This is a genomic window from Vogesella amnigena (assembly GCF_042648905.1).
Classification (GTDB): domain Bacteria; phylum Pseudomonadota; class Gammaproteobacteria; order Burkholderiales; family Chromobacteriaceae; genus Vogesella; species Vogesella amnigena.
This window is the reverse complement of sequence record NZ_JBHRYH010000045.1, coordinates 1-25,211: the sequence shown is the minus strand read 5'-3', so window position 1 is coordinate 25,211 and position 25,211 is coordinate 1. Positions and strand designations below refer to the sequence as shown.

At 62.2% G+C, this 25,211-nt stretch carries 23 protein-coding genes and 1 pseudogene; 17 read left to right on the top strand and 7 right to left on the bottom strand.

All coding sequences use genetic code 11. The features are described from left to right. The first annotated feature begins 33 nt into the window (after nt 1–33). Nucleotides 34–630: a DUF1294 domain-containing protein gene (locus ACFOKJ_RS14435; RefSeq protein WP_390280830.1), complete on the top strand. Its 597-nt coding sequence runs from the start codon at nt 34–36 to the stop codon at nt 628–630. A 189-nt stretch (nt 631–819) separates the two neighbouring features. On the opposite strand, the gene ACFOKJ_RS14430 is transcribed toward ACFOKJ_RS14435, so the two are convergent. After that, complete coding sequence (locus ACFOKJ_RS14430; protein WP_390280828.1) at nt 820–1,632, bottom strand: glycosyltransferase family 2 protein; 813 nt, start codon at nt 1,630–1,632, stop codon at nt 820–822. 508 nt (nt 1,633–2,140) lie between these two features. Here ACFOKJ_RS14430 and waaC point away from each other — a divergent pair. Continuing rightward, a complete protein-coding gene (gene waaC / locus ACFOKJ_RS14425) occupies nt 2,141–3,100 on the top strand; it encodes a lipopolysaccharide heptosyltransferase I (RefSeq protein WP_390280826.1) in 960 nt (319 codons plus the stop codon). Then, the gene (gene waaA, locus ACFOKJ_RS14420; protein WP_390280824.1) at nt 3,097–4,347 is read left to right on the top strand and encodes a lipid IV(A) 3-deoxy-D-manno-octulosonic acid transferase; all 1,251 of its coding nucleotides are present in this window, start codon (nt 3,097–3,099) and stop codon (nt 4,345–4,347) included. The genes waaC and waaA overlap by 4 nt, the downstream gene beginning before the upstream one ends. 170 nt (nt 4,348–4,517) lie before the next feature. Here the strand turns inward: waaA and ACFOKJ_RS14415 are convergent, their stop codons facing one another. Continuing rightward, nucleotides 4,518–5,135 carry a hypothetical protein gene (locus ACFOKJ_RS14415; RefSeq protein WP_390280823.1) on the bottom strand — a complete coding sequence of 206 codons (618 nt, stop codon included), beginning with the start codon at nt 5,133–5,135 and terminating at the stop codon, nt 4,518–4,520. Between the two features lie 37 nt (nt 5,136–5,172). Beyond that, on the bottom strand, nt 5,173–6,039 hold the full coding sequence (locus tag ACFOKJ_RS14410) for a D-hexose-6-phosphate mutarotase (RefSeq protein WP_390280821.1): 867 nt from the start codon (nt 6,037–6,039) through the stop codon (nt 5,173–5,175). A 303-nt stretch (nt 6,040–6,342) separates the two neighbouring features. On the opposite strand from ACFOKJ_RS14410, the gene ACFOKJ_RS14405 reads away from it, so the two are divergent. The 8 genes and pseudogenes from ACFOKJ_RS14405 to ACFOKJ_RS14370 all read left to right on the top strand — a co-directional run bounded on the left by ACFOKJ_RS14405 (nt 6,343) and on the right by ACFOKJ_RS14370 (nt 15,297). Continuing rightward, the gene (locus ACFOKJ_RS14405; RefSeq protein WP_390280818.1) at nt 6,343–7,044 is read left to right on the top strand and encodes a dienelactone hydrolase family protein; all 702 of its coding nucleotides are present in this window, start codon (nt 6,343–6,345) and stop codon (nt 7,042–7,044) included. Nucleotides 7,045–7,101: 57 nt separating this feature from the next. Further along, the gene (gene hutC / locus ACFOKJ_RS14400; RefSeq protein ID WP_390280816.1) at nt 7,102–7,830 is read left to right on the top strand and encodes a histidine utilization repressor; all 729 of its coding nucleotides are present in this window, start codon (nt 7,102–7,104) and stop codon (nt 7,828–7,830) included. 197 nt (nt 7,831–8,027) lie between these two features. Next, a complete protein-coding gene (gene hutI, locus ACFOKJ_RS14395) occupies nt 8,028–9,260 on the top strand; it encodes an imidazolonepropionase (protein ID WP_390280814.1) in 1,233 nt (410 codons plus the stop codon). Nucleotides 9,261–9,263: 3 nt separating this feature from the next. Continuing rightward, a complete protein-coding gene (gene hutG / locus ACFOKJ_RS14390; RefSeq protein ID WP_390280812.1) occupies nt 9,264–10,196 on the top strand; it encodes a formimidoylglutamase in 933 nt (310 codons plus the stop codon). 86 nt (nt 10,197–10,282) lie between these two features. Then, nucleotides 10,283–11,971, top strand: coding sequence for a urocanate hydratase (gene hutU, locus ACFOKJ_RS14385; RefSeq protein ID WP_390280810.1), 1,689 nt, complete (start codon nt 10,283–10,285; stop codon nt 11,969–11,971). Nucleotides 11,972–12,198: 227 nt separating this feature from the next. Next, nucleotides 12,199–13,734 (top strand): histidine ammonia-lyase, encoded by a 1,536-nt coding sequence (gene hutH / locus ACFOKJ_RS14380; protein ID WP_390280808.1) that lies wholly within the window; start codon nt 12,199–12,201, stop codon nt 13,732–13,734. Nucleotides 13,735–14,093: 359 nt separating this feature from the next. Continuing rightward, a pseudogene (locus ACFOKJ_RS14375) lies at nt 14,094–14,228 on the top strand (REP-associated tyrosine transposase); the annotation flags it as partial. Between the two features lie 154 nt (nt 14,229–14,382). Then, nucleotides 14,383–15,297 (top strand): DKNYY domain-containing protein, encoded by a 915-nt coding sequence (locus ACFOKJ_RS14370; RefSeq protein ID WP_390280806.1) that lies wholly within the window; start codon nt 14,383–14,385, stop codon nt 15,295–15,297. A 247-nt stretch (nt 15,298–15,544) separates the two neighbouring features. On the opposite strand, the gene ACFOKJ_RS14365 is transcribed toward ACFOKJ_RS14370, so the two are convergent. Continuing rightward, nucleotides 15,545–16,741 (bottom strand): MFS transporter, encoded by a 1,197-nt coding sequence (locus tag ACFOKJ_RS14365; RefSeq protein WP_390280804.1) that lies wholly within the window; start codon nt 16,739–16,741, stop codon nt 15,545–15,547. Nucleotides 16,742–16,834: 93 nt separating this feature from the next. Here ACFOKJ_RS14365 and ACFOKJ_RS14360 point away from each other — a divergent pair, with 93 nt between their 5' ends. Continuing rightward, nucleotides 16,835–17,629: an AraC family transcriptional regulator gene (locus tag ACFOKJ_RS14360; protein WP_390280802.1), complete on the top strand. Its 795-nt coding sequence runs from the start codon at nt 16,835–16,837 to the stop codon at nt 17,627–17,629. 21 nt (nt 17,630–17,650) lie between these two features. After that, the gene (locus tag ACFOKJ_RS14355) at nt 17,651–18,598 is read left to right on the top strand and encodes a substrate-binding periplasmic protein (RefSeq protein ID WP_390280800.1); all 948 of its coding nucleotides are present in this window, start codon (nt 17,651–17,653) and stop codon (nt 18,596–18,598) included. A 183-nt stretch (nt 18,599–18,781) separates the two neighbouring features. Here ACFOKJ_RS14355 and ACFOKJ_RS14350 read toward each other — a convergent pair whose 3' ends face one another. After that, entirely contained in the window at nt 18,782–20,098 is a 1,317-nt protein-coding gene (locus tag ACFOKJ_RS14350) for a methyl-accepting chemotaxis protein (RefSeq protein ID WP_390280798.1), read from the bottom strand. A gap of 213 nt (nt 20,099–20,311) precedes the next feature. Between ACFOKJ_RS14350 and ACFOKJ_RS14345 the strand changes: the two genes are divergently transcribed. Both ACFOKJ_RS14345 and ACFOKJ_RS14340 read left to right on the top strand, forming a co-directional pair. Next, complete coding sequence (locus ACFOKJ_RS14345; protein WP_390280796.1) at nt 20,312–21,112, top strand: MOSC domain-containing protein; 801 nt, start codon at nt 20,312–20,314, stop codon at nt 21,110–21,112. Continuing rightward, entirely contained in the window at nt 21,109–21,858 is a 750-nt protein-coding gene (locus tag ACFOKJ_RS14340) for a substrate-binding periplasmic protein (protein ID WP_390280795.1), read from the top strand. Before ACFOKJ_RS14345 ends, ACFOKJ_RS14340 begins: the two co-directional genes overlap by 4 nt. 12 nt (nt 21,859–21,870) lie before the next feature. Here the strand turns inward: ACFOKJ_RS14340 and ACFOKJ_RS14335 are convergent, their stop codons facing one another. After that, nucleotides 21,871–22,974 (bottom strand): NAD(P)/FAD-dependent oxidoreductase, encoded by a 1,104-nt coding sequence (locus ACFOKJ_RS14335; protein ID WP_390280793.1) that lies wholly within the window; start codon nt 22,972–22,974, stop codon nt 21,871–21,873. Nucleotides 22,975–23,113: 139 nt separating this feature from the next. Here ACFOKJ_RS14335 and ACFOKJ_RS14330 point away from each other — a divergent pair, with 139 nt between their 5' ends. Next, a complete protein-coding gene (locus ACFOKJ_RS14330; protein ID WP_390280791.1) occupies nt 23,114–24,004 on the top strand; it encodes a DMT family transporter in 891 nt (296 codons plus the stop codon). 61 nt (nt 24,005–24,065) lie between these two features. After that, the gene (locus ACFOKJ_RS14325; RefSeq protein ID WP_390280789.1) at nt 24,066–24,983 is read left to right on the top strand and encodes a carbonic anhydrase; all 918 of its coding nucleotides are present in this window, start codon (nt 24,066–24,068) and stop codon (nt 24,981–24,983) included. Between the two features lie 43 nt (nt 24,984–25,026). On the opposite strand, the gene ACFOKJ_RS14320 is transcribed toward ACFOKJ_RS14325, so the two are convergent. Beyond that, nucleotides 25,027–25,211: hypothetical protein (locus ACFOKJ_RS14320; RefSeq protein WP_390280787.1), on the bottom strand; the 185-nt coding region annotated here is incomplete at its 5' end.

Genomic DNA, 25,211 nt, shown 5'->3' with positions numbered 1-25,211 from the left:
TCCCCCTGCCACGCAACAGGGGGATTTTCACACATGCGCTTTCAGGGCCGATTGCACAACTGGCAGCCACGACGCGGCTTTGGCTTCATCACACCGAACGGTGGTGGCGAACCGGCCTACGTGCAGCAACAGTCCTTCCAGCGTCAGCTGCATGCTCCCGCCAATGGCGATCTACTGAGTTACCACGTGAGCCGTGATGCCAAGGGGCGCCTGGTCGCCCATGCCGTACGCCAGATTACGCTGCGCCATCGCCTGAGCCATCAACCCTCGCTGCCGCGCCGCCGCGAGCCGCGCATCGCCCTGCCACTGCTGCTGTTTGCCGTGCTGCTGGCCGCTGGCATCCTGCTGGGCCGTTTGCCGGCCGGCATTGCCGTGCTGTACCTGTTGCTGAGCCTGTTCACCTACCTGCTGTATGCCCACGACAAGCGTGCCGCCCGCCGCCGCCGCTGGCGCACCCGCGAAAGCACGCTACACCTGCTGGCCATGCTGGGCGGCTGGCCCGGCGCCATGCTGGCACAGTACCGACTGCGCCACAAAAGCAGCAAGATCAGCTTCCAGTTCTGGTATCGCGGCACGGTTGCGGCCAACCTCGGGCTGCTGGCCTGGCTGCATTACGCGCTGGCAAAGTAATCCCCATTGCCGTGGATGGCGCAGCAAGGCCCCGCCAAGCTGCGCAAGCGCCATTCCCATCCCCGGCGCTACTGCACACCTTCACAAGCCGGCACAAGGCGCAGCCATGCCGGCAATCGCTACTTGCGCAAGCTTCCACCGCGGCATAACGCTGCAAATCTCTGAGCAGATGGCGACACCGGCTGGGGGCTACTCCGCCTGCCGATGGTTATCCACAGCAATGGCCAGCGCGTGCTGGCTGTCAGCATGCCGGTGCAGCTCGATCAGCTTGGCGTACTTGATGTAGCTGTTGAAGCAGCCAATGCTGATGTGGACAAGTCCGGGCAAACCATCGCGAAAACCCTGTCGCAGCAGGTAGAACTTCACGAACCGCAACAGAGGGCTGAACAGCAGCTTGGCGCTTCCCGCCTTTTTCCCGCGCTGATACAGGTTTTCCGCCTGCAATGTGGTGTAGCGATTCTGTTTCGACAGGTACAGCGCAATGTCTTCGCCGGATTCATGCATCAGGTCGCCACGCAGCGTGCCTACCTCGCCCTGGCTGTGCACATATTCATGTACCAGGTCGTCCGACCAGCGGGCGCGACGACGGTCGAACAGCCGCAGGCTGTAATCCGGATAGCCTTCGCCAAATTTCAAAAAGCGGCCCATGAACTTGTTGCTGCGTGCGAAGCGCCAGGCGCCAATGGTGGACAGTTGCTGTGGATTGTTCAGCAATGCCTTGATTTCATTGCGCAATTTTTCTGAAAGCCACTCATCGGCATCCAGGCACAGCACCCAGTCATGGCTGGCCTGGCTGACGGCAAACTGCTTCTGCGGACCGAATCCCAGCCACTCCTGGTGGATAACTCTGGCCTTATAGGCAGAGGCTATCGCCACCGTCTCGTCACTGCTTCCCGAATCCACCACCACGATCTCGTCGGCAAAGGCACAGCTTTGCAGACACTTTTCCAGTAGTGCAGCAGCGTTTTTGGTGATCAATACCACGCTAATCGGTGCAGACATTATTTCTTAAGAAGTCCAATTTTTATAAAGATGAAGGCAGAAGAAGGCGTTATCCAGCTGTGGAAAACCATATTTTCTGCTTGTTTTTCATTGGTTTGCATTGCATGGCAGCTTGTGCCCAGCCAGCCTGATCTCCAGTGCAGCAGTTGTGGATAAATCTGGCGGTTTTTCAGAGACCGCAGTTGTCCACATGCTGACGCCACACTATTCGCCATGGCCTGTGCAGCAATGTTTTTTGCCAGGCACAGACGTCAGTCATCCTGTTGTTCCCTGTTTACCCGTATTTATATTGAAGATAAGGATAAAGGCAGCAAAAAATGTGGATAACAGTCAAAAAGCTTGACCTGACAGTAGCTTAGCTTGTTGATGAGCAGTGGGTTACTACTACCGGCAGTGTTCTGAGCAGTTGTGGGTAAATATGGCGTTTCTTATCCACAGCAGCTTATCCACAAACGGTGCTGGCTGATTTTACTTGGTTAACCACAGGCCCGCTCGTACAATCCCGCGCATGCAAAATCTCCTGTTATTGCGTACTTCCTCGATGGGAGACCTGATCCACACCTTTCCTGCACTGTCGGATCTGGCTCGTGCCCGGCCGGACATGCAAGTAAGCTGGCTGGCGGAAGAAGCCTTTGTGGATATTCCTGGCCTGCATCCGCAGGTGGTGCGCACCATTCCCATTGCCTGGCGCCGCTGGCGCAAGCAACTGCTGCAACGGCAGACCTGGCGCGAGATGGGAAATCTTCGCCAGGCACTGGCAGGCCAGCAGTGGGATCTGGTGCTGGATGCCCAGGGGCTGCTGAAAAGCGCCTTGCCCGGCAAGCTCGCCAACGGCCCGCTGGCAGGCTACGACGCTGCCAGCATCCGTGAACCGCTTGCCAGCCGGTTTTATGATCGTTGCTACCCGGTCAGCCGGCAGCTGGCTGCCATCGAGCGCAACCGCCAGCTGTTTGCCGCCGCGCTGGGTTATCAATTCAGCGGCCCGCCGGTATTCGGCATCCGCGCTGCGGCGCGGCTGGACTGGCTGCCGGCCACGCCGTACTGGGTACTGCTGCATGCCACCAGCCGTGATAGCAAGCTGTGGCCCGAGGCGCACTGGGTAGCGCTGGCACATCAGTTACAGGCACAAGGCCTGGCCACGGTGATTCCGTGGGGCAATGCAACGGAACAGCAGCGGGCGCAACGCTTGGCCGCAGCCATCCCCGGCGCCGTGGTGGCGCCGCGCATGCGTTTGCGTGATGCCGCCGCCATGCTTGGCCACGCCACGTCGGTAGTAGGAGTGGATACCGGGCTGACCCACCTGGCCAACGCACTGGATGTGCCGCTGGTGGCGATCTACACCGATACCGACCCGGCGTTGACCGGTGTGGTGGCAACCGCGCGTGCGGCCAACATCGGTGCCGCCGGAGTGATTCCGCCAGTGGACGAGGTATTGGCGTTGCTGGCGCGCTGCCGGAGCGCGGCATGATTGCGCGCCTGCTGTACAGCGCGCTGTGGCCCTTGCTGACCCCGCTGGTGAAACGCTATCTAAGGAAGCGCGCACGGCAGGCGCCGGCCTATCTCGAACACTGGGACGAGCGCTTTGGCCGTGATCTGCCGCGCAGCGATGGCGGCGAGGTGATCTGGCTGCACGCGGTATCGGTGGGCGAGACCCGCGCCGCGCTGCCACTGGTGAAACTGCTGCGCCAGCAATACCCGGCGGCCCGCTTTGTCATCACCCAGATGACGCCCACCGGCCGCGCCACCGCGCTGGAGCTGTACCCGGACGCCGAGATCCGCTACCTGCCGTATGACAGTGCCGGCAATATGCGCCGATTCATCGCCGCGCTGCGGCCGAAGTTCGGTGTGCTGATGGAAACCGAGCTGTGGCCGAATCTGCTGCATGCCTGCCGTACTGCCGGCGTGCCGCTGTTCCTGCTCAACGCGCGGCTGTCGGAAAAATCATTACGTGGCTATCGCCGCATCGGGCCGCTGATCCGCCCGGCGATGCGTGCGCTCACCGCGGTGGCGGCACAGAGCGAAGCCGATGCCGAACGGCTGCAGCAGCTGGGCGCGGCCAACGTTCGCGTGTGCGGCAACAGCAAATACGATTTCACCCCGCCGGCGGACAAGCTGGCACTGGGGCAGGAATTCCGCCAGCGTATCGGCAGCCGGCCGCTATGGGTATGCGCCAGTACGCGCGATGGCGAGGAAGCGCTGATTCTGCAAGCCTGGCAGCAAGCCACGTGTGGTGATGCATTACTGGTTCTGGTACCGCGGCATCCGGAGCGTTTCGACAGCGTGGCAAGGTTGGCCGCGGATATGGGTTTTAGCGTGCAGCGGCGCAGCGACGGGCAGCCGGTGGCGGCCGGCACCCAGGTGTGGGTGGGCGACAGCATGGGCGAGCTGTTTGCCTACTATGCCGCCGCCGATGTGGCCTTTGTCGGTGGCTCGTTGCTGGATTTCGGCTCGCAGAACCTGATCGAGCCGGCCAGCATCGGCCTGCCGGTACTGATCGGGCCGTCTACCTACAATTTTGCCGAGGCAGCCAGCCTGGCGCTGGCTGCTGGTGCCGCGCGGCAGGTGGCCGATGCGCAATCGCTGGTGTCGGCGGTGCTGGAGCTGTTACAGGATGCCGGGGCGCGGCAGCGGATACATGAGGCAGGGCTGGCATTTACCGCGCAGCACCGTGGTGCCAGCCAGCGCATGCTGCAGCTGATCAGTAGCCAAACGTAGGGCGGAAGCCCGCATAGCGGGCGTTCCGCCTGACTGGCTGCCAAGGTTGGGCGCATGATGTTGTTGGTAAATAGTAGATGGCGGAACGCTCGGCTTGCCGGGCTTCCGCCCTACAAAACAAAAAACCGCCAGATACGTATCTGGCGGTTTTTGTTGTTACCGATGCAGTCTCAGGCCTGTTCCGGCAACAGCTGGCGGTACACCAGCCGGCCATCGAACAGCACTTCGCCTTCCTTGAGCTGGAATTGCGCATCACTACCGGCGGCGGCGTGATCGAACACCAGCGTGCGGCCATCGTGGCGCAGCCAGGCGTAGATTGGCTGGCTCTGGAAGCTGCCAACGATGTCCGGGGATTTCTCCACTTCGCTACTGTCGCTCAGCAACCGGCTGCTCAACTGTTGTACGGCATTCTTTACCTGCTCCGGGTCCATCGCCTCCACCAGCTGGCGGGCCCGCTGCCATTCCGGTTGCTGGCGGAACAGCTTGAGCTGGCGGCGCGCACCCCATTGCAGCATCCAGCGATACAGGAAGACCGGAAGCTGTACCGGGAACACCCGCTTGTAGGCATCGATCACGCACTTCACCACAAAGCGGTGCTGGCACTGCGGGCATTCGGCATCGGCCAGCACGAACACCTTGTCCTGCAGCAGGATGGCCACGCCTTCCATGGCGCTGGCCTTCACCAGCTGCTGGCAATGCGGGCAGGGCTTGGCGAAACGGCTGACAGTGGCGCCATTGGGGTAGGTGATCGGAAAGAACCGGTCCAGGCGGTCGGGTTGCATCATCATTGCTGCAGTTCTCGGTATTGCGGACTGAAGGGGCAGATTATAGCGCCTGCAGCCGCAGTTGCTGGCGCAGTGTGTGGCTGGCGCCGGGGGCCAGCTCGCGGGCATCGCTGCCGGCGTTGGCCGCTTCCACGCACAGGAACTGTTGCCAGCCCTCGTCCGGCAGATCCGCCATGTTGGCCGCACCCTGTTGCCACGGTGTCCATACCACGGTAGTGGCCGAGCCGCTGCTGCTGATGGCCAGTGCGCGCTGCCAGCCGGGGTCAGTCAGCGTGCAGGGACCTGCGGCAGCCACCACCGCATCGGTGGCGGCATCGAACTGCCACGGCGCATCCGGCAGCTGGCAGCTGGCGGCGCTGAGCTTGTCCAGGTAGCTGGCGCCTTCCAGCCCGCTCAGCCGGATGCGGCGGATATCGCTTACCGCCAGGTAGCTGTGCAGCGCGGCGCTGACAACTGCCGTGCTGCTGCCGAGATTGCGCGTGGTCAGCGCGATATCCACGCCCGGCCCCAGCTGCAGGGTCAGGCTGGCTTCCAGCATGCCATGTCGCGGGCCGGCCAGTTTCACGTGAAACCCGTCGTCGCTGCGCACCACCGCGCTCAGTGTCCACATGGCGGTGCGCGCCACGCCGTGTTGCGGCTGCGCCGTATCGTGCGGGTGCGGGCCGAACCACGGCCAGCACAGTGGAATGCCACCGCGTATCGCCTTGCCGTCTTCCAGCCGGCTTTGTGGCGACAGGTATAGCAAGGGTTGGCCGCCACTGGGGGTGAAGTCCAGCAGCTGGCCACCATACAGGCTGAGCGTGGCGCTAAACGCCGGGTGGCTGAAGGCGAGGCCGGGTAGGCCGGGGGCAATGTCGATGGCGCGTACGCCAGCGGGCAACAGATCGGGGTGGACTGGGTGGGACATGATGACATCCTTGTCTGGCACTTATGGGGCACCTCGAAAATTTGCTGCTTTCGTTGCCATACTGCGTTGCTTGAAAAGCAGGCTTTTCCGAGGCCCCTCTGGTCTTGTTGTGTTCTGCGCTGCACGGCAAGGACAAGGCCGCAAATTGTCGCGCAGGCAGACTTTTCAGACTGTTTTACGGTAGCAATGTTCGCTGGCTACCGCTTCCGCTTTATCAAGCGTTGCTGATGGCTACAATGCAGCAGTTCCCGGCGTATTGCCAGTGCCGCGCCATCTGCGGCCAACCCATACAGGAGTGCCACCGTGAATTCTCGCTGGATCGATCTGCAAACCGCCAATGGCGAAACCTTTTCCGCTTATTTGAGCTTGCCGCCGGCCGGGCACGGCCCCGGCATCGTGCTGGTGCAGGAAATCTGGGGCGTGAACGAACATATCCGCGCCGTGGCCGACCAGTACGCACAGGACGGCTACGTGGTGCTGGCGCCGGATGTGTTCTGGCGCCTGTCGCCGCGCGTGGATCTGACATACGACGACGCCGGCAGCCAGCAGGCCTTCGGCTACTACCAGCAAGTGGATACCGCGCTGGCCGCCAGCGATGTGGCGGCGGCAGTGGCTGCGCTGCGCGCCATGCCGCAGGTAACGGGCAAGGTTGCCACGCTGGGTTTTTGCCTCGGCGGCCAGCTGGCCTTCCGTGCTGCGGCACAGAGCAAGGCGGATGCTGCAGTGTGCTACTACGGTGGCGGCATCCACCAGCACCTGGCGCTGGCCGAGCAGCTGACCATGCCGATTCTGTTCCACTACGCACAGCAGGATGCGCACATCACCCAGGACATCGTGGCGCAGGTTAAGCAGGCGTTTGCCGGCAAGAGCAATGCGCAGTTCTACGACTACCCCGGTGCGGATCACGGTTTCAATTGCTGGGGGCGGGCCAAGATGTACAACCAGCGCGCCGCTGCCTTGGCGCATGGTCGCACGCTGCAGTTCCTGGCCGAACAACTGGTGTGATAGCGGCTTGGCCGCATGCTGCGGCCAACTTTGACGACTTTCCCTTACAATGCCGGCATGAACACGCCCAAAACTGCCTCCAAGCCGCACTATCTGCGCATCCGCGATTACATCCTCGACGGCATCAAGAACCGCAGCTTCGCCCCCGGCGCCAAGATTCCACCCGAAGTGGAGCTGGCCAGGCAGTTTGGCGTGTCGCGCATGACGGTGAACAAGGCCATCCGCGATCTCGCCGAGGCCGGTGTGCTGCTGCGCTATGCCGGCGACGGCACTTACGTAGCCGAACGCAAGGCGGAATCGCCGCTGCTGGACGTGAACAATATCGCCGAGGAAATCGCCACTCGCGGCCATCACTACAGTGCCGAAGTGCATTACGTGCGTCAGGAGGCGGCCAGCGAGGAAGTTGCCCTGCGGCTGGGGCTGGCGGTGGCGGCGCCGGTGTTCCATTCGTTGATCGTGCACTTCGAAGACAGCAGCCCGATCCAGATCGAGGAACGCTACGTGAACCCGCAGTGGGCGCCGGATTACCTGTTGCAGGATTTCAGTCGCGAGACTCCCAACGCCTACCTGATGCGCACCTGCCCGTTGTCCGACGTGGAACACACGGTGGAAGCGGTGCTGCCGCTGGCGGAGGAATGCCGGCTGCTGGGCGTGGATGCCAGCGACCCCTGTCTGCGGGTGCTGCGCCGTACCTGGTCCGGCAAGCACCTGGTGAGTTTTGCCCGCCTGCTACACCCGGGAGCCAAGTACAAGCTGCGTTCACAGACTCGGGTACGCAAGCGCTGAACAAATGTATATACATTTACGCAACAAGCGACAACAGGCCACGCAAACGCGTGGCCTGTTGTTTTTTAAGGATTTTTTCTGGCATGTACTGTTGTTTCCTGGCAATTGGCCTGGCAGCGCCCGGAAGAAAAATCTTGACGTTTCCGCGGCAATCAACTAAATGTATATACAATTAATCGCGAAACACCGGACCAGCCATGAGCCAGCACAACGACACCCTGTGGATCAACGCCCGCCTCGCCACCTGCGACGCCGCCGTTGCCGCGCCCTATGGCGCGCTGGACGGCCACGTGCTGTGGCTGCGTGACGGCATGATCCACGCCGTGCTGCCGCAGGCCACCGCGCTGCGTGCGTTTGGCGAAGGCGAAATCATCGATGCCAAGGGAGCCTGGATCACCCCCGGCTTCATCGACTGCCACACCCACCTGGTGTACGGCGGCAACCGCGCCGCGGAATGGGAAAAGCGCCTCACTGGCGTGCCTTACCAGCAGATCGCGGCCGAAGGCGGCGGCATCATCTCCACAGTGCGCGCCACCCGTGGCCTGGACGAAGACGAGCTGGCACTGGTGAGCCTGCCGCGCCTGAAGGCGCTGATGAAGGAAGGCGTTACCACCATCGAGATGAAGTCCGGTTACGGCCTGACCTTGGCGGACGAACTCAAGCAGCTGCGCGCCGCGCGCCGGCTGGAAGCCGCACTGCCGGTGGAAGTGTCCACCACCTTGCTGTCCGCCCATGCGCTACCGCCGGAGTTTTCCGGCAATGCCGATGGCTACATTCGCCACGTGTGCGAGGTAATCATCCCCGCCGCCGCGCAGGAAGGCCTGGCCGAGGCGGTGGATGTGTTCTGCGAAGGCGTGGGCTTCAGCCCGGCGCAAACCCGCCAGGTATTCGACGCCGCCCGCGAGCATGGCCTGCAGGTGAAAGGCCACGTGGAGCAGCTGTCCAACCTGCATGGCGCAGAACTGGTGGCCGAGTTCGGCGGCCTGTCCGCCGACCATATCGAATTCCTGGACGATGCCGGCGTAGCCGCATTGGCCAAATCCGGCACCGTGGCCGTGCTGCTGCCGGGTGCGTACTACTTCCTGCGCGAAACGCAGAAACCGCCGGTGGACAAACTGCGCGCGGCCGGTGTGGCCATGGCGGTATCCACCGACCTGAACCCGGGCACCAGCCCGTTCGCCTCCATCCGGCTGGCCATGAACCAGGCCTGTGTGCTGTTCGGCCTGACGCCGGAAGAAGCGGTACTGGGCACCACCCGCCACGCCGCGCAGGCGCTGGGCCGCGGTGCCAGCCATGGTCGCCTTGCCGTTGGCTGCGTAGCAGACCTGCTGGTATGGGACATCGAACATCCTGCCGAGATCGTGTACGGCCTCGGCACCAATCCGCTGACCCGCCGCGTGTTCCGTGGCGTAGTGCAGCACGAGGGTTAAGCAATGACTATCGACATGAGCATGTGGACCGGGCGCATTGATGGCGCCGAGGGCGAGCTGGCCCGCCGTTGGCACCAGGTAGTGCAGCCGCTGGCTGCCGGCGTGGCTCCGGGCATCGCCATCCTCGGCTTTGCCTGCGACGAAGGCGTGCGCCGCAACCAGGGCCGTACCGGCGCCGTGGCCGGCCCGCTGGCCCTGCGCAAGGCGCTGGCCAACCTGGCCTGGCACCCGACGCTGCCGCTGTACGACGCCGGCACCGTGAACTGCGACGACGGCGACCTGGATGCCGCGCATCAAAGGTTGGCCGCAGCGGTGACCGCCATCGTGCAAGCCGGCCACCTGCCGCTGGTACTGGGGGGCGGCCACGAAACTGCCTACGGCCACTGGCTGGGCCTGGCCAATGCCCACCACGGCAAGCGCATCGGCATCGTGAACTTCGACGCCCACTTCGACCTGCGCAGCGCAGCAGAAGCCACCAGCGGCACCCCGTTCGCGCAGATTGCCGCCGAATGCACCCGTCGCGGCCAGAGCTTCCGCTACCTGTGCCTGGGCGTGGCGGAAACCGCCAACACCCGCGCGCTGTTCGAATCCGCGGCCAAGCTTGGCGCCGAATGGCGGCTGGACAGCGACATGACCGCCTGGCAGCTGGCCGATGCCCGCCACCAGCTGGCCGAGTTCGTGGATAGCGTGGATGTGGTCTACCTCACCATCGACCTGGACGTACTGCCGGCGGCACAGATGCCGGCGGTATCCGCCCCGGCCGGCTACGGCGTGGATATCAGCGTGGTGGAAGCGCTGGTATCCAAGATCGCCAGAAGCGGCAAGCTGATCGGCGCCGACCTGGTGGAATTCAACCCGACCTTCGATCAGGACAGCCACGGCGCCAAAGCGGCGGCCCGGCTGGCGTGGTCGATCACGCGCCAGCTGCGGCGCTGAACGGATACCGCCGGCGGACTGCAGCCGCTGGTGGCGTAAGCAGTGAACAACACCTGACAGAGCACAACCCATTTAGGAGCACTCCCATGACTGACCCGCGTTTTGACGCCACCCGCGTTATCCATGCCCCCCGTGGCGCCGAACTGAACTGCAAGAACTGGATCGCCGAAGCGGCCTACCGCATGATCCAGAACAACCTCGACCCGGACGTGGCGGAAAACCCGCAGGCGCTGGTGGTGTACGGTGGTATCGGTCGCGCGGCACGTAACTGGGAGTGCTATGACCAGATTCTGGCCAGCCTGAAAGACCTGAATGAAGACGAAACCCTGCTGGTGCAATCCGGCAAGCCGGTAGGCGTGTTCAAGACCCACGCCAACGCCCCGCGCGTGCTGATCGCCAACTCCAACCTGGTACCGAAATGGGGTAACTGGGAACACTTCAACGAACTGGACCGCAAGGGCCTGTTCATGTACGGCCAGATGACCGCCGGCAGCTGGATCTACATCGGCTCGCAGGGAATCGTACAGGGCACCTTCGAGACCTTCGTTGAAGCCGGCCGCCAGCACTACAACAACGACCTGTCCGGCAAGTGGATCCTCACCGCCGGCCTGGGCGGCATGGGTGGCGCACAGCCGCTGGCCGCTACCCTGGCTGGTGCCTGCTCGCTGAACATCGAATGCCAGCAGAGCAGCATCGACTTCCGTCTGCGCACCCGCTACGTGGACAAGCAGGCCAAGGACATCGATGACGCGCTGGAACTGATCAAGTACCACACCGCACGCAAGGAAGCCGTGTCCATCGCGCTGCTGGGCAACGCTGCCGAAATCCTGCCGGAGCTGGTAAAACGCGCCAAGGCCGGTGGCATCAAGCCGGACCTGGTAACCGACCAGACCTCCGCTCACGACCTGATCAACGGCTACCTGCCGATCGGCTGGACCGTCGAGCAGTGGAAAACCGCGCAAACCAAGCCGGAACAACACGCCCGCCTCACCGACGAAGCCGCACAGAGCTGCGCCGTACACGTACAGGCGATGCTGGACTTCCAGGCCATGGGCATCCCGACCGTGGACTACGGCAACAACATCCGCCAGGTAGCGTTCGACAAGGGCGTGACTAACGCCTTCGACTTCCCGGGTTTCGTACCGGCTTACATCCGCCCGCTGTTCTGCGAAGGCAAGGGCCCGTTCCGCTGGGTGGCACTGTCCGGCGACCCGGAAGACATCTACAAGACCGACGCCAAGATCAAGGAACTGTTCCCGGACAACAAGCACACCCACCGCTGGCTGGACATGGCGCGTGAGCGCATCAGCTTCCAGGGTCTGCCGGCACGTATCTGCTGGCTGGGTCTGGGCGAGCGCCACCTGGCTGGCCTGGCCTTCAACGAAATGGTGAAGAACGGCGAGCTGAAGGCCCCGATCGTGATCGGCCGCGACCACCTGGACACCGGCTCGGTAGCCAGCCCGAACCGCGAAACCGAAGCCATGAAGGACGGCACCGATGCCGTATCCGACTGGCCGCTGCTGAACGCGCTGCTGAACACCGCCGGCGGCGCCAGCTGGGTATCGCTGCACCACGGTGGCGGCGTAGGCATGGGCTACTCGCAGCACTCCGGCATGGTAATCGTGGCTGACGGCACCGACGCCGCCGCCGAGCGCCTGGCCCGCGTGCTGGTGAACGACTGCGGCTCCGGCGTGATGCGCCATGCCGACGCCGGCTACGAGCAAGCCATTGCCGCCGCCAAGCGCTTCGGCCTCAAGCTGCCGATGATCAAGTAATCCATCCGGCTAGCCTGCGGCCAGGGTTGGCCGCAGGCAGTCATTGTTTTTTAGCCACGAAAACCACGAAAGGACACGGACTGATTTTTTGTTAGCCACAGAATCCACAGCAGGCGACTGCAACCGGTTTGATCCAGTTTTTTCTGTGTTCTTCCGTGTATTCCGTGGCTAAAAAAGGGTTTTTCGTGTTTTTCCGTGGTTTTCGTGGCCGACAAAAGGTATCCATCATGACCACCATCACCATTACCCCGGGCAAGCTGTCGCTGGCCCAACTGCGCCTGATCGCCCGTGACGCTTCCGTGCAGATCCAGCTGGACCCGGCCGCCCACGCCGCCATCGACGCCTCCGCCGCCACCGTGGCGCGCGTGCTGGCGGAAAACCGCACCGTATACGGCATCAACACCGGTTTCGGCCTGCTGGCCAACACCAAGATTGCCCCGGACGAGCTGGAACTGCTGCAGCGTTCCATCGTGCTGTCGCACGCTGCCGGCATCGGCGAGCCGATGAAGGATTCCACCGTGCGCTTGGTGATGGCGCTGAAGATCAACTCGTTGTCCCGCGGCTTCTCCGGCATCCGCCGCCTGGTGCTGGACGCGATGATCACCCTGTTCAACAAGGGCATCTACCCGGTGATTCCGCAGAAGGGCTCCGTGGGCGCCTCCGGTGACCTGGCTCCGCTGTCGCACATGAGCGCGGTGCTGATCGGTGAAGGCGAAGCCTTCGTGAACGGCGAGCGCGTACATGGTGGCGACGCAATGCGCGCCGCCGGCCTGGAGCCGATCACCCTGGCACCGAAAGAAGGTCTGGCGCTGCTGAACGGCACCCAGGCATCCACCGCCTTCGCGCTGGAAGGCATGTTCGCCGCTGAAGACTTGTATGTAGCCGCTTCCGTGGCCGGTGCCATGTCGGTGGAAGCCGCCCAGGGCAGCCGCACCCCGTTCGACGACCGCATCCACCAGGTTCGCGGCCACAAGGGCCAGATCGACGCCGCTGCGCAATACCGCGCACTGCTGGGCAAAGGTAGCCAGATTGCCGACTCCCACGCCGACTGCGGCAAGGTGCAGGACCCGTACAGCCTGCGCTGTCAGCCGCAGGTAATGGGCGCCTGCCTGACCCAGATCCGTCAGGCATCGGAAGTGCTGCTGGTGGAAGCCAACTCGGTATCCGACAACCCGCTGGTGTTCTCCGCCGACAACGACATCCTGTCCGGCGGCAACTTCCACGCCGAGCCGGTAGCCTTCGCCGCCGACAACCTGGCGCTGGCCATTGCCGAAATCGGCTCGCTGTCCGAACGCCGCATGGCACTGCTGATCGACAGCAACCTGTCCAAGCTGCCCCCGTTCCTGGTGAACAACGGTGGTGTGAACTCCGGCTTCATGATCGCCCAGGTAACCGGCGCGGCCCTGGCCTCCGAGAACAAGTCGCTGGCGCACCCGGCGTCCGTAGACAGCCTGCCGACCTCCGCCAACCAGGAAGACCACGTGTCCATGGCCACCTTCGCCGGCCGCCGCCTGCGCGACATGGCCGACAACACTGCCGGTATCCTGGCCGTGGAACTGCTGGCCGCCTGCCAGGGCGTGGACTTCCGCGCCCCGAACAAGGCTGCCGAAGCGCTGGAAGCCGCCAAGGCCACCCTGCGCGCCGAAGTGCCGTTCTACGACAAGGACCGCTACTTCGCGCCGGACATCCAGAAGGCCGCCGCGCTGATCCAGCGTGCCGAGTACAACCGCTACGCCATCGACGGCCTGCTGCCGTCGCTGTAAGCGGATAACAACAGGGGAAGGACTGCGGCCAACACTGGTAGGGCAGAAGCCCCGGCAACGGGGCGTTCCGCCACGCTGTGGAACGTTGGTCAGGCAGGACAACAACAAGGGCAAGCCGCGAGGCTTGCCCTTTTGTCATGACGGAACAATATGATGATGGCTTGTAGGTTGGTGCTGAGCGCAGCGAAGCCCAACACTCACCGCACAGGGCACGGAGGCAGGCATGCGTTATCGGCGATCCACTGTAGCGGGTGGCACATGGTTTTTCACCGTCAATCTGGCCGATCGCTAGCAGGATTACCTGACACGCCATATCGACAATCTACGACAGGCGGTAAGACAAACCCGCAGCCGTCATTTACAACCCGGTCAAGCATGGGCATGTAAAGTGCGTCGCCGATTGGGCGTTTTCAAGTTTTCACCGCTATGTGCGGCTGGGGCTTTTGCCGGCGGATTGGGGTGGGATGAGGGTAATGCTGGAATTGGATGAATAGGGCGCGGTAAACGTTGGGCTTCGCAAGCTCAGCCCAACGTGCTTTACAGTGTGGGCAAGCCGCAAATGGTATGTATGGAATAAGTCCGTCTGGGAATTGTGAGCGCAGATGTTCAGTTGCCTCTTAGTTACTCATTTTTATTAAGGATTTTGCCATGAATTACAGGGCTGTCTTATCGCTGATCGTATGTCTTACAGCGTACCTGGCTGCATCAGATGCCACTGCTTTTGAAAAGCGCCAGTGCGAAGAGCACTGGTACAAGCAAAGCGTAGCGCTGAGTAACATTGACAAGGACTATCGCTTCGTCGGTACTTGTCGCCGTCTGGAAGGGATATCGCATAACGTCGGCGATTATTATCTGATCCTCGACGGCAAGGTGTACTGGACCTCCTTCCAGTCCGAACGCCACAGCCCATGCAGTGGTAAAGGTGTTGGTGCAATGGGGCAGATGCTGGACCCAGTGTGCTACCTGCCTTCGTCCTTGCAGATACATACGACCTATGAAACGAGAAATTTCTGGCTGGTGAGTAACGACGCGGCCAACTTCCGCCTTGCAAATACATCAAAAAAAACGCTGCAATCCTGGCAACGCGAACGCCTGATGAGATATGCCATGGATAGTCAATCCGTTTATCTGAATTCGGACAAAATCGATGGGGCAGATCCGGCGACCTTCGAAGTGCTGTTTCCCGGAGAAGAAGATCGCTGGAGCAGCTACTCGTTTGCGCGCGACAGCCGTCACTTGTACATCGAGAGCTGGTCGTTTCCCTTGATGGTGCTGTCTGACATAGTCTGGCTGGACATCCCTTGCGTTAAAGGGACGTTCTCTTGCAGCGTCACCAGTCAGCAGAAGGTGGAAATAGGGCGCATCGGGCAAGACCTGCTGTTCATGTTGTACGGCAGTCGGCCCACGCTGTTTAAGAATTTCGCGCAACCGGATTTGAAATGTGAGAAAAAAGATTTTGAATTCCGTTGCCGGAGTAAGGGTGTGACTTACCGCATACGTCCGGATTTTGACAATGAAGCCAGTCTCGAGCGTTTGCCTGGCGATCCGCAGAATAATCCCTGAAGAAGGCTTCGACAAAACGAGGGTGTTTTCAAGAAAAATAGCTGGCTCATATGGGTTGGCTCTTTGCTGCTGTAGCACGGGTGGGCAAAGCACAGCGTGTCCACCATCAGGTAGCCTGGATAAGCCAGAGGCGCATCCGGGGGCGCATTTATGCGCTGATTCGGCGACAGGTTAATCGCAAAAAGGTTGGCCGCAAGCCGGTGAAGGTTTGCGGCCAACCTTTTTCATCGTCACTACTAAACCGGTATCAGCGTTTGCGCAGCTCCGGCAGCAGCGCGGCGACGATGCCGGTGAGCGGTATCCACGCGCACCACTGGTACACCGCCTGCAGGCCGAAGTGGTCGGCCAGCTGGCCGATCAGCGCCGCGCCCAGGCCGGCCACGCCGAAGGCGAGGCCGAAGAACAGGCCGGAGATCATGCCCACCCGCTGCGGCATCAGCTCCTGTGCGTACACCAGGATGGCGGAAAACGCCGATGACAGGATCAGCCCGATCAGCACCACCAGCGCCAGCGTGGTGTGCTGGTCGGCGTAGGGCAGGGCCAGTGCGAACGGCGCGCTGCCGAAGATGGAAAACCAGATCACCCGGCGGCGGCCGATACGGTCGCCCAGCGGGCCGCCCAGCACCGTGCCGCTGGCCACCGCCAGCAGGAAGGCGAACAGGTAAAGCTGCGCATCGGCGGTGGTCATGGCGAAGCGTTCGATCAGGTAGAAGGTGAAGTAGCTGTGCAGGCAGGCCATATAGGTGTACTTGGTCACCACCAGCGCCATCAGCACTGCCAGCGTTTTGCGCGTCTGTGCCGGCGGCAGCGGTGCGGCGGCGCTGGATGCGCTGCGGCCGCCAGCCCCGCCCAGTTGTGCGCCATACCAGTTGCCCACCTGCCACAGCACCAGCATGGCCAGCATGGTGAGGCTGGCGAACCAGGCCAGGCTGTGCTGGCCGTTGGGGAGAATGATCAGCATCGCCAGCAGCGGGCCGGTGGCGGTGCCGCCGTTGCCGCCGACCTGGAACAGTGACTGCGCCAGGCCCTTGCGTCCGGCGGCGGCCAGGCGCACCACGCGTGACGATTCGGGGTGGAAGATCGACGAGCCGGTGCCCACCAGTGCGGCGGCCAGCAGCAGCCAGCCGAACTGTGTGGCCTGCGACAGTAACAGCAAGCCGCACAGGGTGGCGGCCATGCCCAGTACCAGCGCGCGCGGCTGCGGCTTGCGGTCGGTAAGCATGCCCACCAGCGGTTGCAGCAGCGAGGCGGTGCACTGGTAGGTCAGCGTCATCAGGCCGATCTGCGCGAAGCTCAGCGCGTATGTACCTTTCAGCAGCGGGTAGATGGCCAGGATCAGCGATTGCATCAGGTCATTAAGATAGTGCGCGACGCTCACGGCGCCGATGACCCGCCAGCGCGGGCTGGTGGCCGTTGCCGCGGGGGTGGACAGGGTAGCTTGCACGATGCACTCCTTGTGGGTAGGTATTACGCCATCCTAGAATGTTGGCATCTGCCAGTCTCACGCGAACATGGCATCAACTATCGAGAAAACGGCATGAGCGCAGAGATCGAGATGATCGAGCCGCCGCTGCTCACCAGCGACACGCTGATGATAGGCAAGGCGCAGGACTACCCGGCCGGCCATGCCACCCCGCGCCATACTCACAGCACCGCGCAGCTGATCTATGGCAATGCCGGAGTAATGCGGGTGATTACCGCGCGCGGGCAATGGATCGTGCCGCCGACGCGCGCCATCTATATTCCGCCCGGCCACTGGCACGAGGTACACATGCTGAGCCCGGCGCAGATGCGCAGCGTCTACGTGCAGCAGCCGGCGCTGGCCGGCATGCCGCAGCAATGCTGTGTGCTGGCGGTAACGCCGTTGTGGCGCGAGCTGTTGCTGGCAGCGGTGCGCTGCCCGCCGCCGGTGTTGCCCGGCACCCGCGCCGCGCGCTTGCTGGCCTTGCTGCTGGAAGAGGTGGAGGTGCTGGAAACCCTGCCGCTGGCGCTGCCTACGCCGGACGACGATTTGCTGGCGCCGCTGTGCCGCGCGCTGCAGGCGCAGCCGGACGATACCCGCAGCAGCGATGACTGGGCGGCCTGGCTGGGGGTGGATGTGCGCACGCTGCAGCGCCGCTTCCAGCGCGCCACCGGCATGAACTTTGGCGCCTGGCGGCGACAGGCGCGGCTGATGCACGCGCTGGCGCAGCTGGCCGCCGGCACGCGGGTGCTAGATGTGGCACTGGATGCCGGCTATGCCAGCCCCAGTGCCTTCACCGCCATGTTCCGCCGCCAGTTTGGCGTGGTACCCAGCGTGTTCTTCGGCCTGCAGGAGGAGGCAAGCGACTGAATCCGGCTTGCGGCCAACCTTGTGGCGGCGCTGCAGTCTAGCCTGCCTGCAGCCCAAAACGGTCTATCTTTCTACGAGACAGTTGTTTGCCTTGCCAAGGCTCTGCGGCATGGATGTTGCTGGTTTCGTTGGGAGATTGCGATGTTGCAGCGCTGGTTCCAGGTGGCATGTCTGCACCAGTTTGCCTGCCTGCTGGCGATGTGCTGGGTGGCTGCTGGCCCGGCATCGGCTGCTGTGCGAACGGTAACGATGTTCAACACTTACCAGGGGCCGCCGTTTGTCATCAATGAGTCGGCCGGCATTGCACCGGCTTTGTTGCGTTTTCTGAATACGCAGCTGCAAGGCAAATACCGCTTCGAGCTATTCAATCTGCCACGCGAAAGGCTGCGCCTAGCCTACCTGACGCGCGGTCGTGCCTTCGACGGCGTGGTAATGCTGATGGCCCCACAGTTTGTCGATGACCCGGAGATGACGCGCTTTCTGTGGACGCGCCCGCTGTTCGAGGACTACAACGTGCTGGTGTTCCGTCGGGGCGAGATGGCGGCCATCAAGACACTGACAGAGCTGAAGGGCAAGACCTTTGCCCAGGTGCTCGGCCACCGCTATGGCAAGCTGGACGCGATGGTTACCTCAGGAGAGCTGCCGGTGGAAATCACCAGTAGCGAGTTGAGTAATCTGCACATGGTGGCGCTGCGGCGTGCCGACTTTACCCAGATGAACAGCCTGTTTTTTCTCTACCTGCGTGCGCGGCCAGAACTGCAGACTGCCGATTTTTCCGCCTTGCCGGTACCGGAGTCGCCCGCGTTTCAGCGCCGCATCCTGGTTGGCAAGGGCAATCCGGAGCTGTTCCGGCTGATAGATGCCGCTCTGGCGAAACTGCCCTGTGATGCGGGCTGGCTGAAGGTCCAGAAGGATATCGGTTTCAATGCTATCGGCTGCAAGGAGGTGCCGAAGCCAGGCAGGCCGTAGCTGCGGAGTTATGGCTGCGCAGCCGCCAAGTGCTGCCGCTATCTGGCGCATCTGCTGGCAGATTTTTCAGCCAATGGCGACAGCAGTCGCCCGGCGCGGTGCGCCAGCATCATCCCGCAGCGAATCTACGGCAGCAATGGCCGCGCGGTGAGCTGGCTGACAGGGTTGGCCGCGGCTTGCTGATCAGGTCTTGAGGTTGGCAAAACGTCCGATGGCATCGACCACCGCCTGGGCGCCTTCGCGGATCTGGCCAATGGTGGTGCCGGCATCGCGAATCAGCGTCACGCTGCGCTGTGCCTGGTTCAGCAGCAAATCCATGCTGCTGACGGCGGTGGACGTCTGGTGCTGGATATCTCCAACCATGCCGGCGATTTCCGCAGTGGAGCTGGCGGTACGTTCGGCCAGCTTGCGCACCTCGTCGGCCACCACGGCAAAGCCGCGGCCGGTTTCGCCGGCGCGTGCCGCCTCGATGGCGGCATTCAGCGCCAGCAGGTTGGTCTGGTCGGCAATATCCTTGATGGTCTGCACGATGCTGGTGATCTGCTGCGAGCGCTCGCCCAGGGTCTGCACATTCTGACTGGCCGACTCGATGCTGCCGGCCATTTGCTGGATTTCCCCCACGCTCTGGCGTATGCCTTCCACGCCGGTATCGGACCAGCTAAGCGTCTGCTGCGAGGAGGTATAGGCGAACAGTGCCGAATCGCGCTCTTGCTGGATCTGCTGCATCTGGTGGGTGATATTGGTGGCGAACTTGATCACGCTGATGACCTTGCCATCCTCGTCCAGCACTGGGTTGTAACTGGCTTCCAGCCACACGGCGCTGCCATCGTGGTGCAGGCGGCTGATGCGCCCGGCGAAGAACTCGCCGCGTTGCAGGCGGTGCCATAGCTGCTGGTACTCCGGGCTGTCGACATAGCTGCGTTCACACAGCGAGTGGTGATGCTGGCCGCGCAGCTCATCCAGCCGATAACCCATGGTTTGCAGGAAGTTGTCATTGGCATCGATGATCTGGCCATTGGGCGTGAACTCAATGGTGGCCATGGCGCGATTAATGGCTTGAAGAATGGCTTTGTTATGGTTTGCTTCCTGTACCCGTTCGGTAATGTCGGTGGCGAATTTCACATAACCGCTCACCTTGCCTAGCTCGTCCAGCACCGGGTTGTAGCTGGCCTGCAGCCAGATATTCTGGCCACGTGCAGTCACTCGCTTTACACGGCCCTGAAAGAATTCGCCACGGGCCAGTTGTGCCCAGAAATGCTGGTACTCGTTGCTGGCGGCAAAACGCTGCTCGCAGAACAGGCTGTGAGGTTTGCCGCGAATGTCTGTCACGTTGGCATAGCCCATCACGGACAGAAAGTTCTGGTTGGCATCGATCACCCGGTGTTCCAGGTCGAAATATACGCAGGCCATGGAACGATCCAGCGCGTCAGCGATGGCCTGCTTGCGCTCCAGTTGCTGGTGCAACTGCTGTAGTTCCTGCTTCAGTTTATGGTTGAACATGTGTGTGCTCCCGCGCGTGCTAAATAATGGGGTGTTGATTCTGTAGATACTGCTTGGTCAGGTTTGTGTAAGTGCTTAAATATCCATCAATTAATAGACCGCCCAAGAATTTCTATAACCAAGTTTTTTGTCATATCGTGTGGCGACGTGATGCGATAATCGCCGCTTCGTACGGCGTTTTGATTTAGCGGTTCTTATCAGAAGGGGCAGGGCATGGAACTCAGTCAGTTGTACCTACATCCGCTCAAATCCTGCCGCGGCATTGCCGTCGGCCAGGCCGAGGTAACCCTGCAGGGGCTGGCCGGGGACCGGGTATGGCTGCTGGTGCGGCCGGATGGCAGCCAGATCACCGCGCGTACCCATCACCGGCTGGTACAGGTTGATGCGGCCAACGTGTCCGGCGAGCAATGGCAGTTCGGCGCGCCGGGCATGCCGCCGCTACTGGCACACTGCAGTGCGTTCCAGCAGCCGCATCGTGCCCAGGTGTGGAAATCCGAGTTCACCGCGCTGGCTGGCGATGCGGCGGCGGATGACTGGTTCAGCCGTTACCTGGGTGAGCCGGTACGGCTGCTGTGGCTGGGGCAGACAACCCGCCGCTACAAGGACAGCGAGTTGCCGCTGTCGTTTGCCGACGGTGCGCCATTCCTGCTGATCAGCGAAGCCTCGCTGGCCGATCTCAACCAGCGACTGGCCACGCCGGTGGACATGCGCCAGTTCCGCCCCAATCTGGTGGTAAACGATGCCTACGCCTTCGAGGAAGATGAGTGGCAGTACATCCGCATCGGCGAGGTGGAGTTCGAGGTGGCCAGCCGCTGCACCCGCTGCATTTTCACCACCATCGACCCGCAGACCGCTGTGCCACACCCGGACAAGCAGCCGCTGGCCACGCTGATGGCTTACCGGCGCCTGCCGGAGGGCGTGTGCTTTGGCGTGAATCTGATCGCCCGCAACAGCGGTACGCTGAAACTGGGCGATACTGTAGAAGTGTTGTCGAGTTCAGTGAGTTTCGATTGAAGATTGCCCGTTGTATTCCGCTCACGCTGCTGCTGTGGGGGCTGACAGCCAGTGCCGCCACCATGGTCAAAGTGGGTTTCTATGAAAGCATTCCGCCGTGGGTCAATGCCGATCACCGTGCCGGTATTGCCGTGGAGCTGTTGACCGAGGCGATGCGCAGCGAGAATGTGCAGATAGAGCCGGTGTTTTATCCGTTTTCACGCCGCATCAATGCCTACCGCCGTGGTGAGGTTGACGCCTTGTACGATGTCACGCCGGTGATGCAGCATGATTACCAGCTGCCGGGAACATCGGGCAAAGCACTGCACAGCTTCGACAATATGGTGGTGGCACTGCAGCGGCGCCAGCTGCAGTTGAACGCCCTGGCCGATCTGCAGCCCTTGCGGGTGATTGCCTGGGAGGGCGCCCAGGTGGATGTGCCGGCCCAGTACGATGCAGTACTGGCGATTGCCAACGGCAACTACAGCGAGCAGGCACTGCAACTCAACCAGGTACGGGCGCTGTATCTGGGGCGCTGCGACGCCATCTTCATCGATCGGCTGATTTTCGAGTGGTATCGCCGCAAGCTGGGCGCCGAAGCTTCGTCGCCAGTGACTTTCTACCCGCTGTTGGCGCCAAAGGAAGCAACGGTGTTGTGGCGCGTACCGGCATTGCGCCAGCGTTATGAAGCCGGCTTGCGCCGCTTGAAGCTAGATGGCCGCTACGATGCCATTTTCCGCCGCTACCAGAGCGAGCCGCAGCCATAGCGCGGCTCGGTGTCAGTTCCCGTGGTACAGCTGTTCCCGCACATATTCGGCAATGGCAAGGCTGGCGGTCAGCCCGGGGGATTCGATACCGTACAGGTTGATCAGCCCCGGCACCCCATGCTGCTCAGCGCCCTGAATCAGAAAATCGGCATCGGCCATGCCTGGCCCGGCAATCTTGGGGCGTACCCCGCAATAGGCGGCTGCCAGCGAGTCGTCCGGTAACTGCGGCCACCAGCGGCGGATGCTGCGATAGAACTGCTCCGCTCGTTGCGGATTCAGCTGGTAATCCACCTCCGCTATCCACTCCACATCAGGACCAAACCTGGCCTGTCCGGCCAGATCCAGTGTCAGGTGCGTACCCAGGCCGCCAGCCTCCGGCAGCGGATAGATCAGCCGGGAAAACGGATTACGGCCTTGCAGCGCAAAATATGCGCCACGGGCGTAATAGGCTTGCGGAATGGTTTCACGTGGAACACCGTGAATCGCTGCGGCAAGCTGCGGCGCCCACAGACCGGCAGCATTGATTACCAATCGGGCGTGCACCCGGTAGTCATCCGCCAGCTGCAGCACGATGCCATTGCTGTCTGCCACGCCCGACTGAATCGGTGATGCCAGTGCCAGCTGGGCGCCAGCCTGGCTAGCATCCGCCAGCAGCGCCTGCAGCAGAGCGTGGCTGTCGATAATGCCGGTGGATGGCGACAGCAGGGCACTATGCGCCTGCAAGGCAGGTTCGTGCTGCTGTAGCGCGGCCGTATCCAGCCACTGCAGATCCGCCACCCCGTTGGCCGCAGCCTGCCGTTGCAGCGCGGCCAGACGCGCGCTGTCGGCGGCATCAACCGCTACCAGCAGCTTGCCGATGCGCTGCAGCGCAACCCCGCGCTGCTCGCAGTAGCGATACAGCATGGACTTTCCCGCCACGCATAGCTGTGCTTTCAGGCTGCCTGGCGGGTAATAGATACCAGCGTGAATCACCTCGCTGTTGCGACTGCTGGTGTGCTGGCCAATGGCGTTTTCCCGTTCCACGATCACCACCTCGCGGCCGGCCATGGCCAGCGCTCGTGCGCAGGCCAGCCCCACCACGCCCGCGCCAATCACCACGCAATCCACGGTTTCCATCGTTTCCCCCAGAGTAGTTGTTACTGCCCGTCGATGTTCGGCGCAAGGCCATCCAGCGACCAGATCCGGGCCACAAGCTTTGACGCTGCGGGCCGGCCTGGTTCACCATGCGGGCCGCTGTACCATTTTTGGAGTATTCATGTTGCCTTACCTTGCGCTGACACTGGCAATGTTGTTGTGGGCCAGTTCGTTTATCGCGCTCAAGATCGTGTTTGCCGTGTTTGATCCGGTATTCGTGCTGTTCTGTCGCATGATCATCGCCACCATCTGCATGCTGCCGTTTTTCATGGGTCGTGCGGAACGCTGGAAATACCGCCCGGGAGACTGGAAGTGGCTGTTGCTGATGGGCTTGTGCGAGCCTTGCCTGTATTTCCTGTTCGAGGCAACGGCGCTACTGAATACCAGTGCCTCCCAAGCCAGCATGATTACCGCCACCCTGCCATTGCTGGTGGCGGTAGGGGCGCACTTCCTGTTGCGTGACCGGCAGTCCTCGCTGGTGTGGCTGGGGCTGGCCATGTCGGTAGGCGGCGTGATCTGGCTGACCGGCGGTAGCGAAGCGAGCGAAGCCGCCCCGGCACCGGTACTGGGCAACTTCCTGGAGTTCCTGGCCATGGTATGTGCCAGTGGCTATGTGCTGATCGCCAAGAAACTGTCCACCCGCTTCTCGGCGCTGGCCATTACTGCCACCCAGACGGTGCTGGGCTCGGTCTGGTTTGGCGCCATCCTGCTGACGCCATGGGCACAATGGCCCAGCCACTACCCGCTTGAAGCCATGGCCTGGGTACTGTACCTGGGCGTCTGCATCAGCCTGGGTGCCTATGGCCTGTATACCTGGGGTGTCAGCAAGGTGCCGGTGGCGCTGGCCGGTTCCTTCATCAACCTGATACCGGTGTTCACTCTGGGTATGGCCGCCGTGATGCTGAACGAGCGCATGACCGGCACACAGTGGCTGGCCGCCGGGCTGGTGCTGCTAGGCGTGTTCATCAGCCAGTTCAAGGGTTGGCCGCAGCGCTGGCGGCGGAAAAATTGAGTTTTCCGCGCCATTGCCGATATTAAGCAAAACGCCAAACCAGTTATCGCAAGGGGAATTCATGCATAAGCTATTACCGTATGCCGGTCTGCTGGCACTGGCCGCAAGCCAGGTCATGGCCAATGAGCCAGCCACCGCCAAGCCGGTAGTCCCAGCCAAGACCGAGCAGCTTGCCCCTTCCATTCATCCGCTGACGCCAGCCGACCACAGCACGTCGGTCAGCAATAAAAGCCGGGTGCTCACCAGCAGCATGGCCAGCAGCGCACAAAAGGTTATCCGCAGCAAAGCCAGCAAGAAGCCGCCCAGCAGTGCCCACAGCCATCAGGATGAACTCGGCCCGGTCCAGGGCTTGGTCAAGGCCATGCTGGCCGCCAATCAGCGTTATATGAGCACCAAGCCGGCAGCGTATTTCGCCCGCTTTGCCAGCAAGCAGACCCCGCGCGCCACAGTAGTCACCTGCTCCGACTCCCGCGTGCAGAGCAATGCCTTCCACGCGGATGCGGTCAATGACCTGTTCATGGTGCGCAATATCGGTAACCAGCTAGCCACCTCGGAAGGCTCGGTCGAATACGGCGTACGTCACCTGCATACACCGTTACTCCTGTTCATCGGTCATGCCGTATGCGGCGCGGTGCAGGCTGCCAGTGGTGATTACAGCGCGCTAGAGGCACCAATCCGCAAAGAGCTGCTGACCATCAATATCCCCAAGGGCATCAGCGTCAACGATGGAGTGCTGCTCAACGTCAACAACCAGGTCGACGCGGCGCTGCTCAAGTTCGGCGGCGAAGTCGATGCCGGGCAGCTGGCGGTGATCGGTGCCTTCTATGACTTCCGCAACGATTACAAGCTCGGGCGCGGCAAGCTCATCATCACCAACATCAATGGTGAAACCGACCCGGCCAGGTTGGCCGCACTGACCAAGGCCGGTAACTTCTTCATGGTCGGCAACGGCATGACAGGTGCGGCAGCCAGTCATTAGATAACTAGAGATACACGACTAAGCCCGGCGCAGCCGGGCTTTTTTACTTTTCGCCTTCCTTGCAGATCAAGCACTTGTCGAATTCGTTGGCCTTTTCGTGCAATTCGCTGTTGACGGGGTTCAGGGCGATGGGTATAGTTCGCCTCCTCTGCTGACGACGACACGAAACGAAGTCAGCCCGCTCTTTAACAAACCAAATAACCGATAGGTGTAAGTGCCTGGCAAGCC

Bases quoted from the DNA above. Each gene is read 5' to 3' on its own strand.
- ACFOKJ_RS14435 (WP_390280830.1), top strand. From the start codon at position 34: ATGCGCTTTCAGGGCCGATTGCACAACTGGCAGCCACGACGCGGCTTT.
- ACFOKJ_RS14430 (WP_390280828.1), bottom strand. From the start codon at position 1,632: ATGTCTGCACCGATTAGCGTGGTATTGATCACCAAAAACGCTGCTGCA.
- waaC (WP_390280826.1), top strand. From the start codon at position 2,141: ATGCAAAATCTCCTGTTATTGCGTACTTCCTCGATGGGAGACCTGATC.
- waaA (WP_390280824.1), top strand. From the start codon at position 3,097: ATGATTGCGCGCCTGCTGTACAGCGCGCTGTGGCCCTTGCTGACCCCG.
- ACFOKJ_RS14415 (WP_390280823.1), bottom strand. From the start codon at position 5,135: ATGATGATGCAACCCGACCGCCTGGACCGGTTCTTTCCGATCACCTAC.
- ACFOKJ_RS14410 (WP_390280821.1), bottom strand. From the start codon at position 6,039: ATGTCCCACCCAGTCCACCCCGATCTGTTGCCCGCTGGCGTACGCGCC.
- hutC (WP_390280816.1), top strand. From the start codon at position 7,102: ATGAACACGCCCAAAACTGCCTCCAAGCCGCACTATCTGCGCATCCGC.
- hutI (WP_390280814.1), top strand. From the start codon at position 8,028: ATGAGCCAGCACAACGACACCCTGTGGATCAACGCCCGCCTCGCCACC.
- hutG (WP_390280812.1), top strand. From the start codon at position 9,264: ATGACTATCGACATGAGCATGTGGACCGGGCGCATTGATGGCGCCGAG.
- hutU (WP_390280810.1), top strand. From the start codon at position 10,283: ATGACTGACCCGCGTTTTGACGCCACCCGCGTTATCCATGCCCCCCGT.
- hutH (WP_390280808.1), top strand. From the start codon at position 12,199: ATGACCACCATCACCATTACCCCGGGCAAGCTGTCGCTGGCCCAACTG.
- ACFOKJ_RS14370 (WP_390280806.1), top strand. From the start codon at position 14,383: ATGAATTACAGGGCTGTCTTATCGCTGATCGTATGTCTTACAGCGTAC.
- ACFOKJ_RS14360 (WP_390280802.1), top strand. From the start codon at position 16,835: ATGAGCGCAGAGATCGAGATGATCGAGCCGCCGCTGCTCACCAGCGAC.
- ACFOKJ_RS14350 (WP_390280798.1), bottom strand. From the start codon at position 20,098: ATGTTCAACCATAAACTGAAGCAGGAACTACAGCAGTTGCACCAGCAA.
- ACFOKJ_RS14345 (WP_390280796.1), top strand. From the start codon at position 20,312: ATGGAACTCAGTCAGTTGTACCTACATCCGCTCAAATCCTGCCGCGGC.
- ACFOKJ_RS14335 (WP_390280793.1), bottom strand. From the start codon at position 22,974: ATGGAAACCGTGGATTGCGTGGTGATTGGCGCGGGCGTGGTGGGGCTG.
- ACFOKJ_RS14330 (WP_390280791.1), top strand. From the start codon at position 23,114: ATGTTGCCTTACCTTGCGCTGACACTGGCAATGTTGTTGTGGGCCAGT.
- ACFOKJ_RS14325 (WP_390280789.1), top strand. From the start codon at position 24,066: ATGCATAAGCTATTACCGTATGCCGGTCTGCTGGCACTGGCCGCAAGC.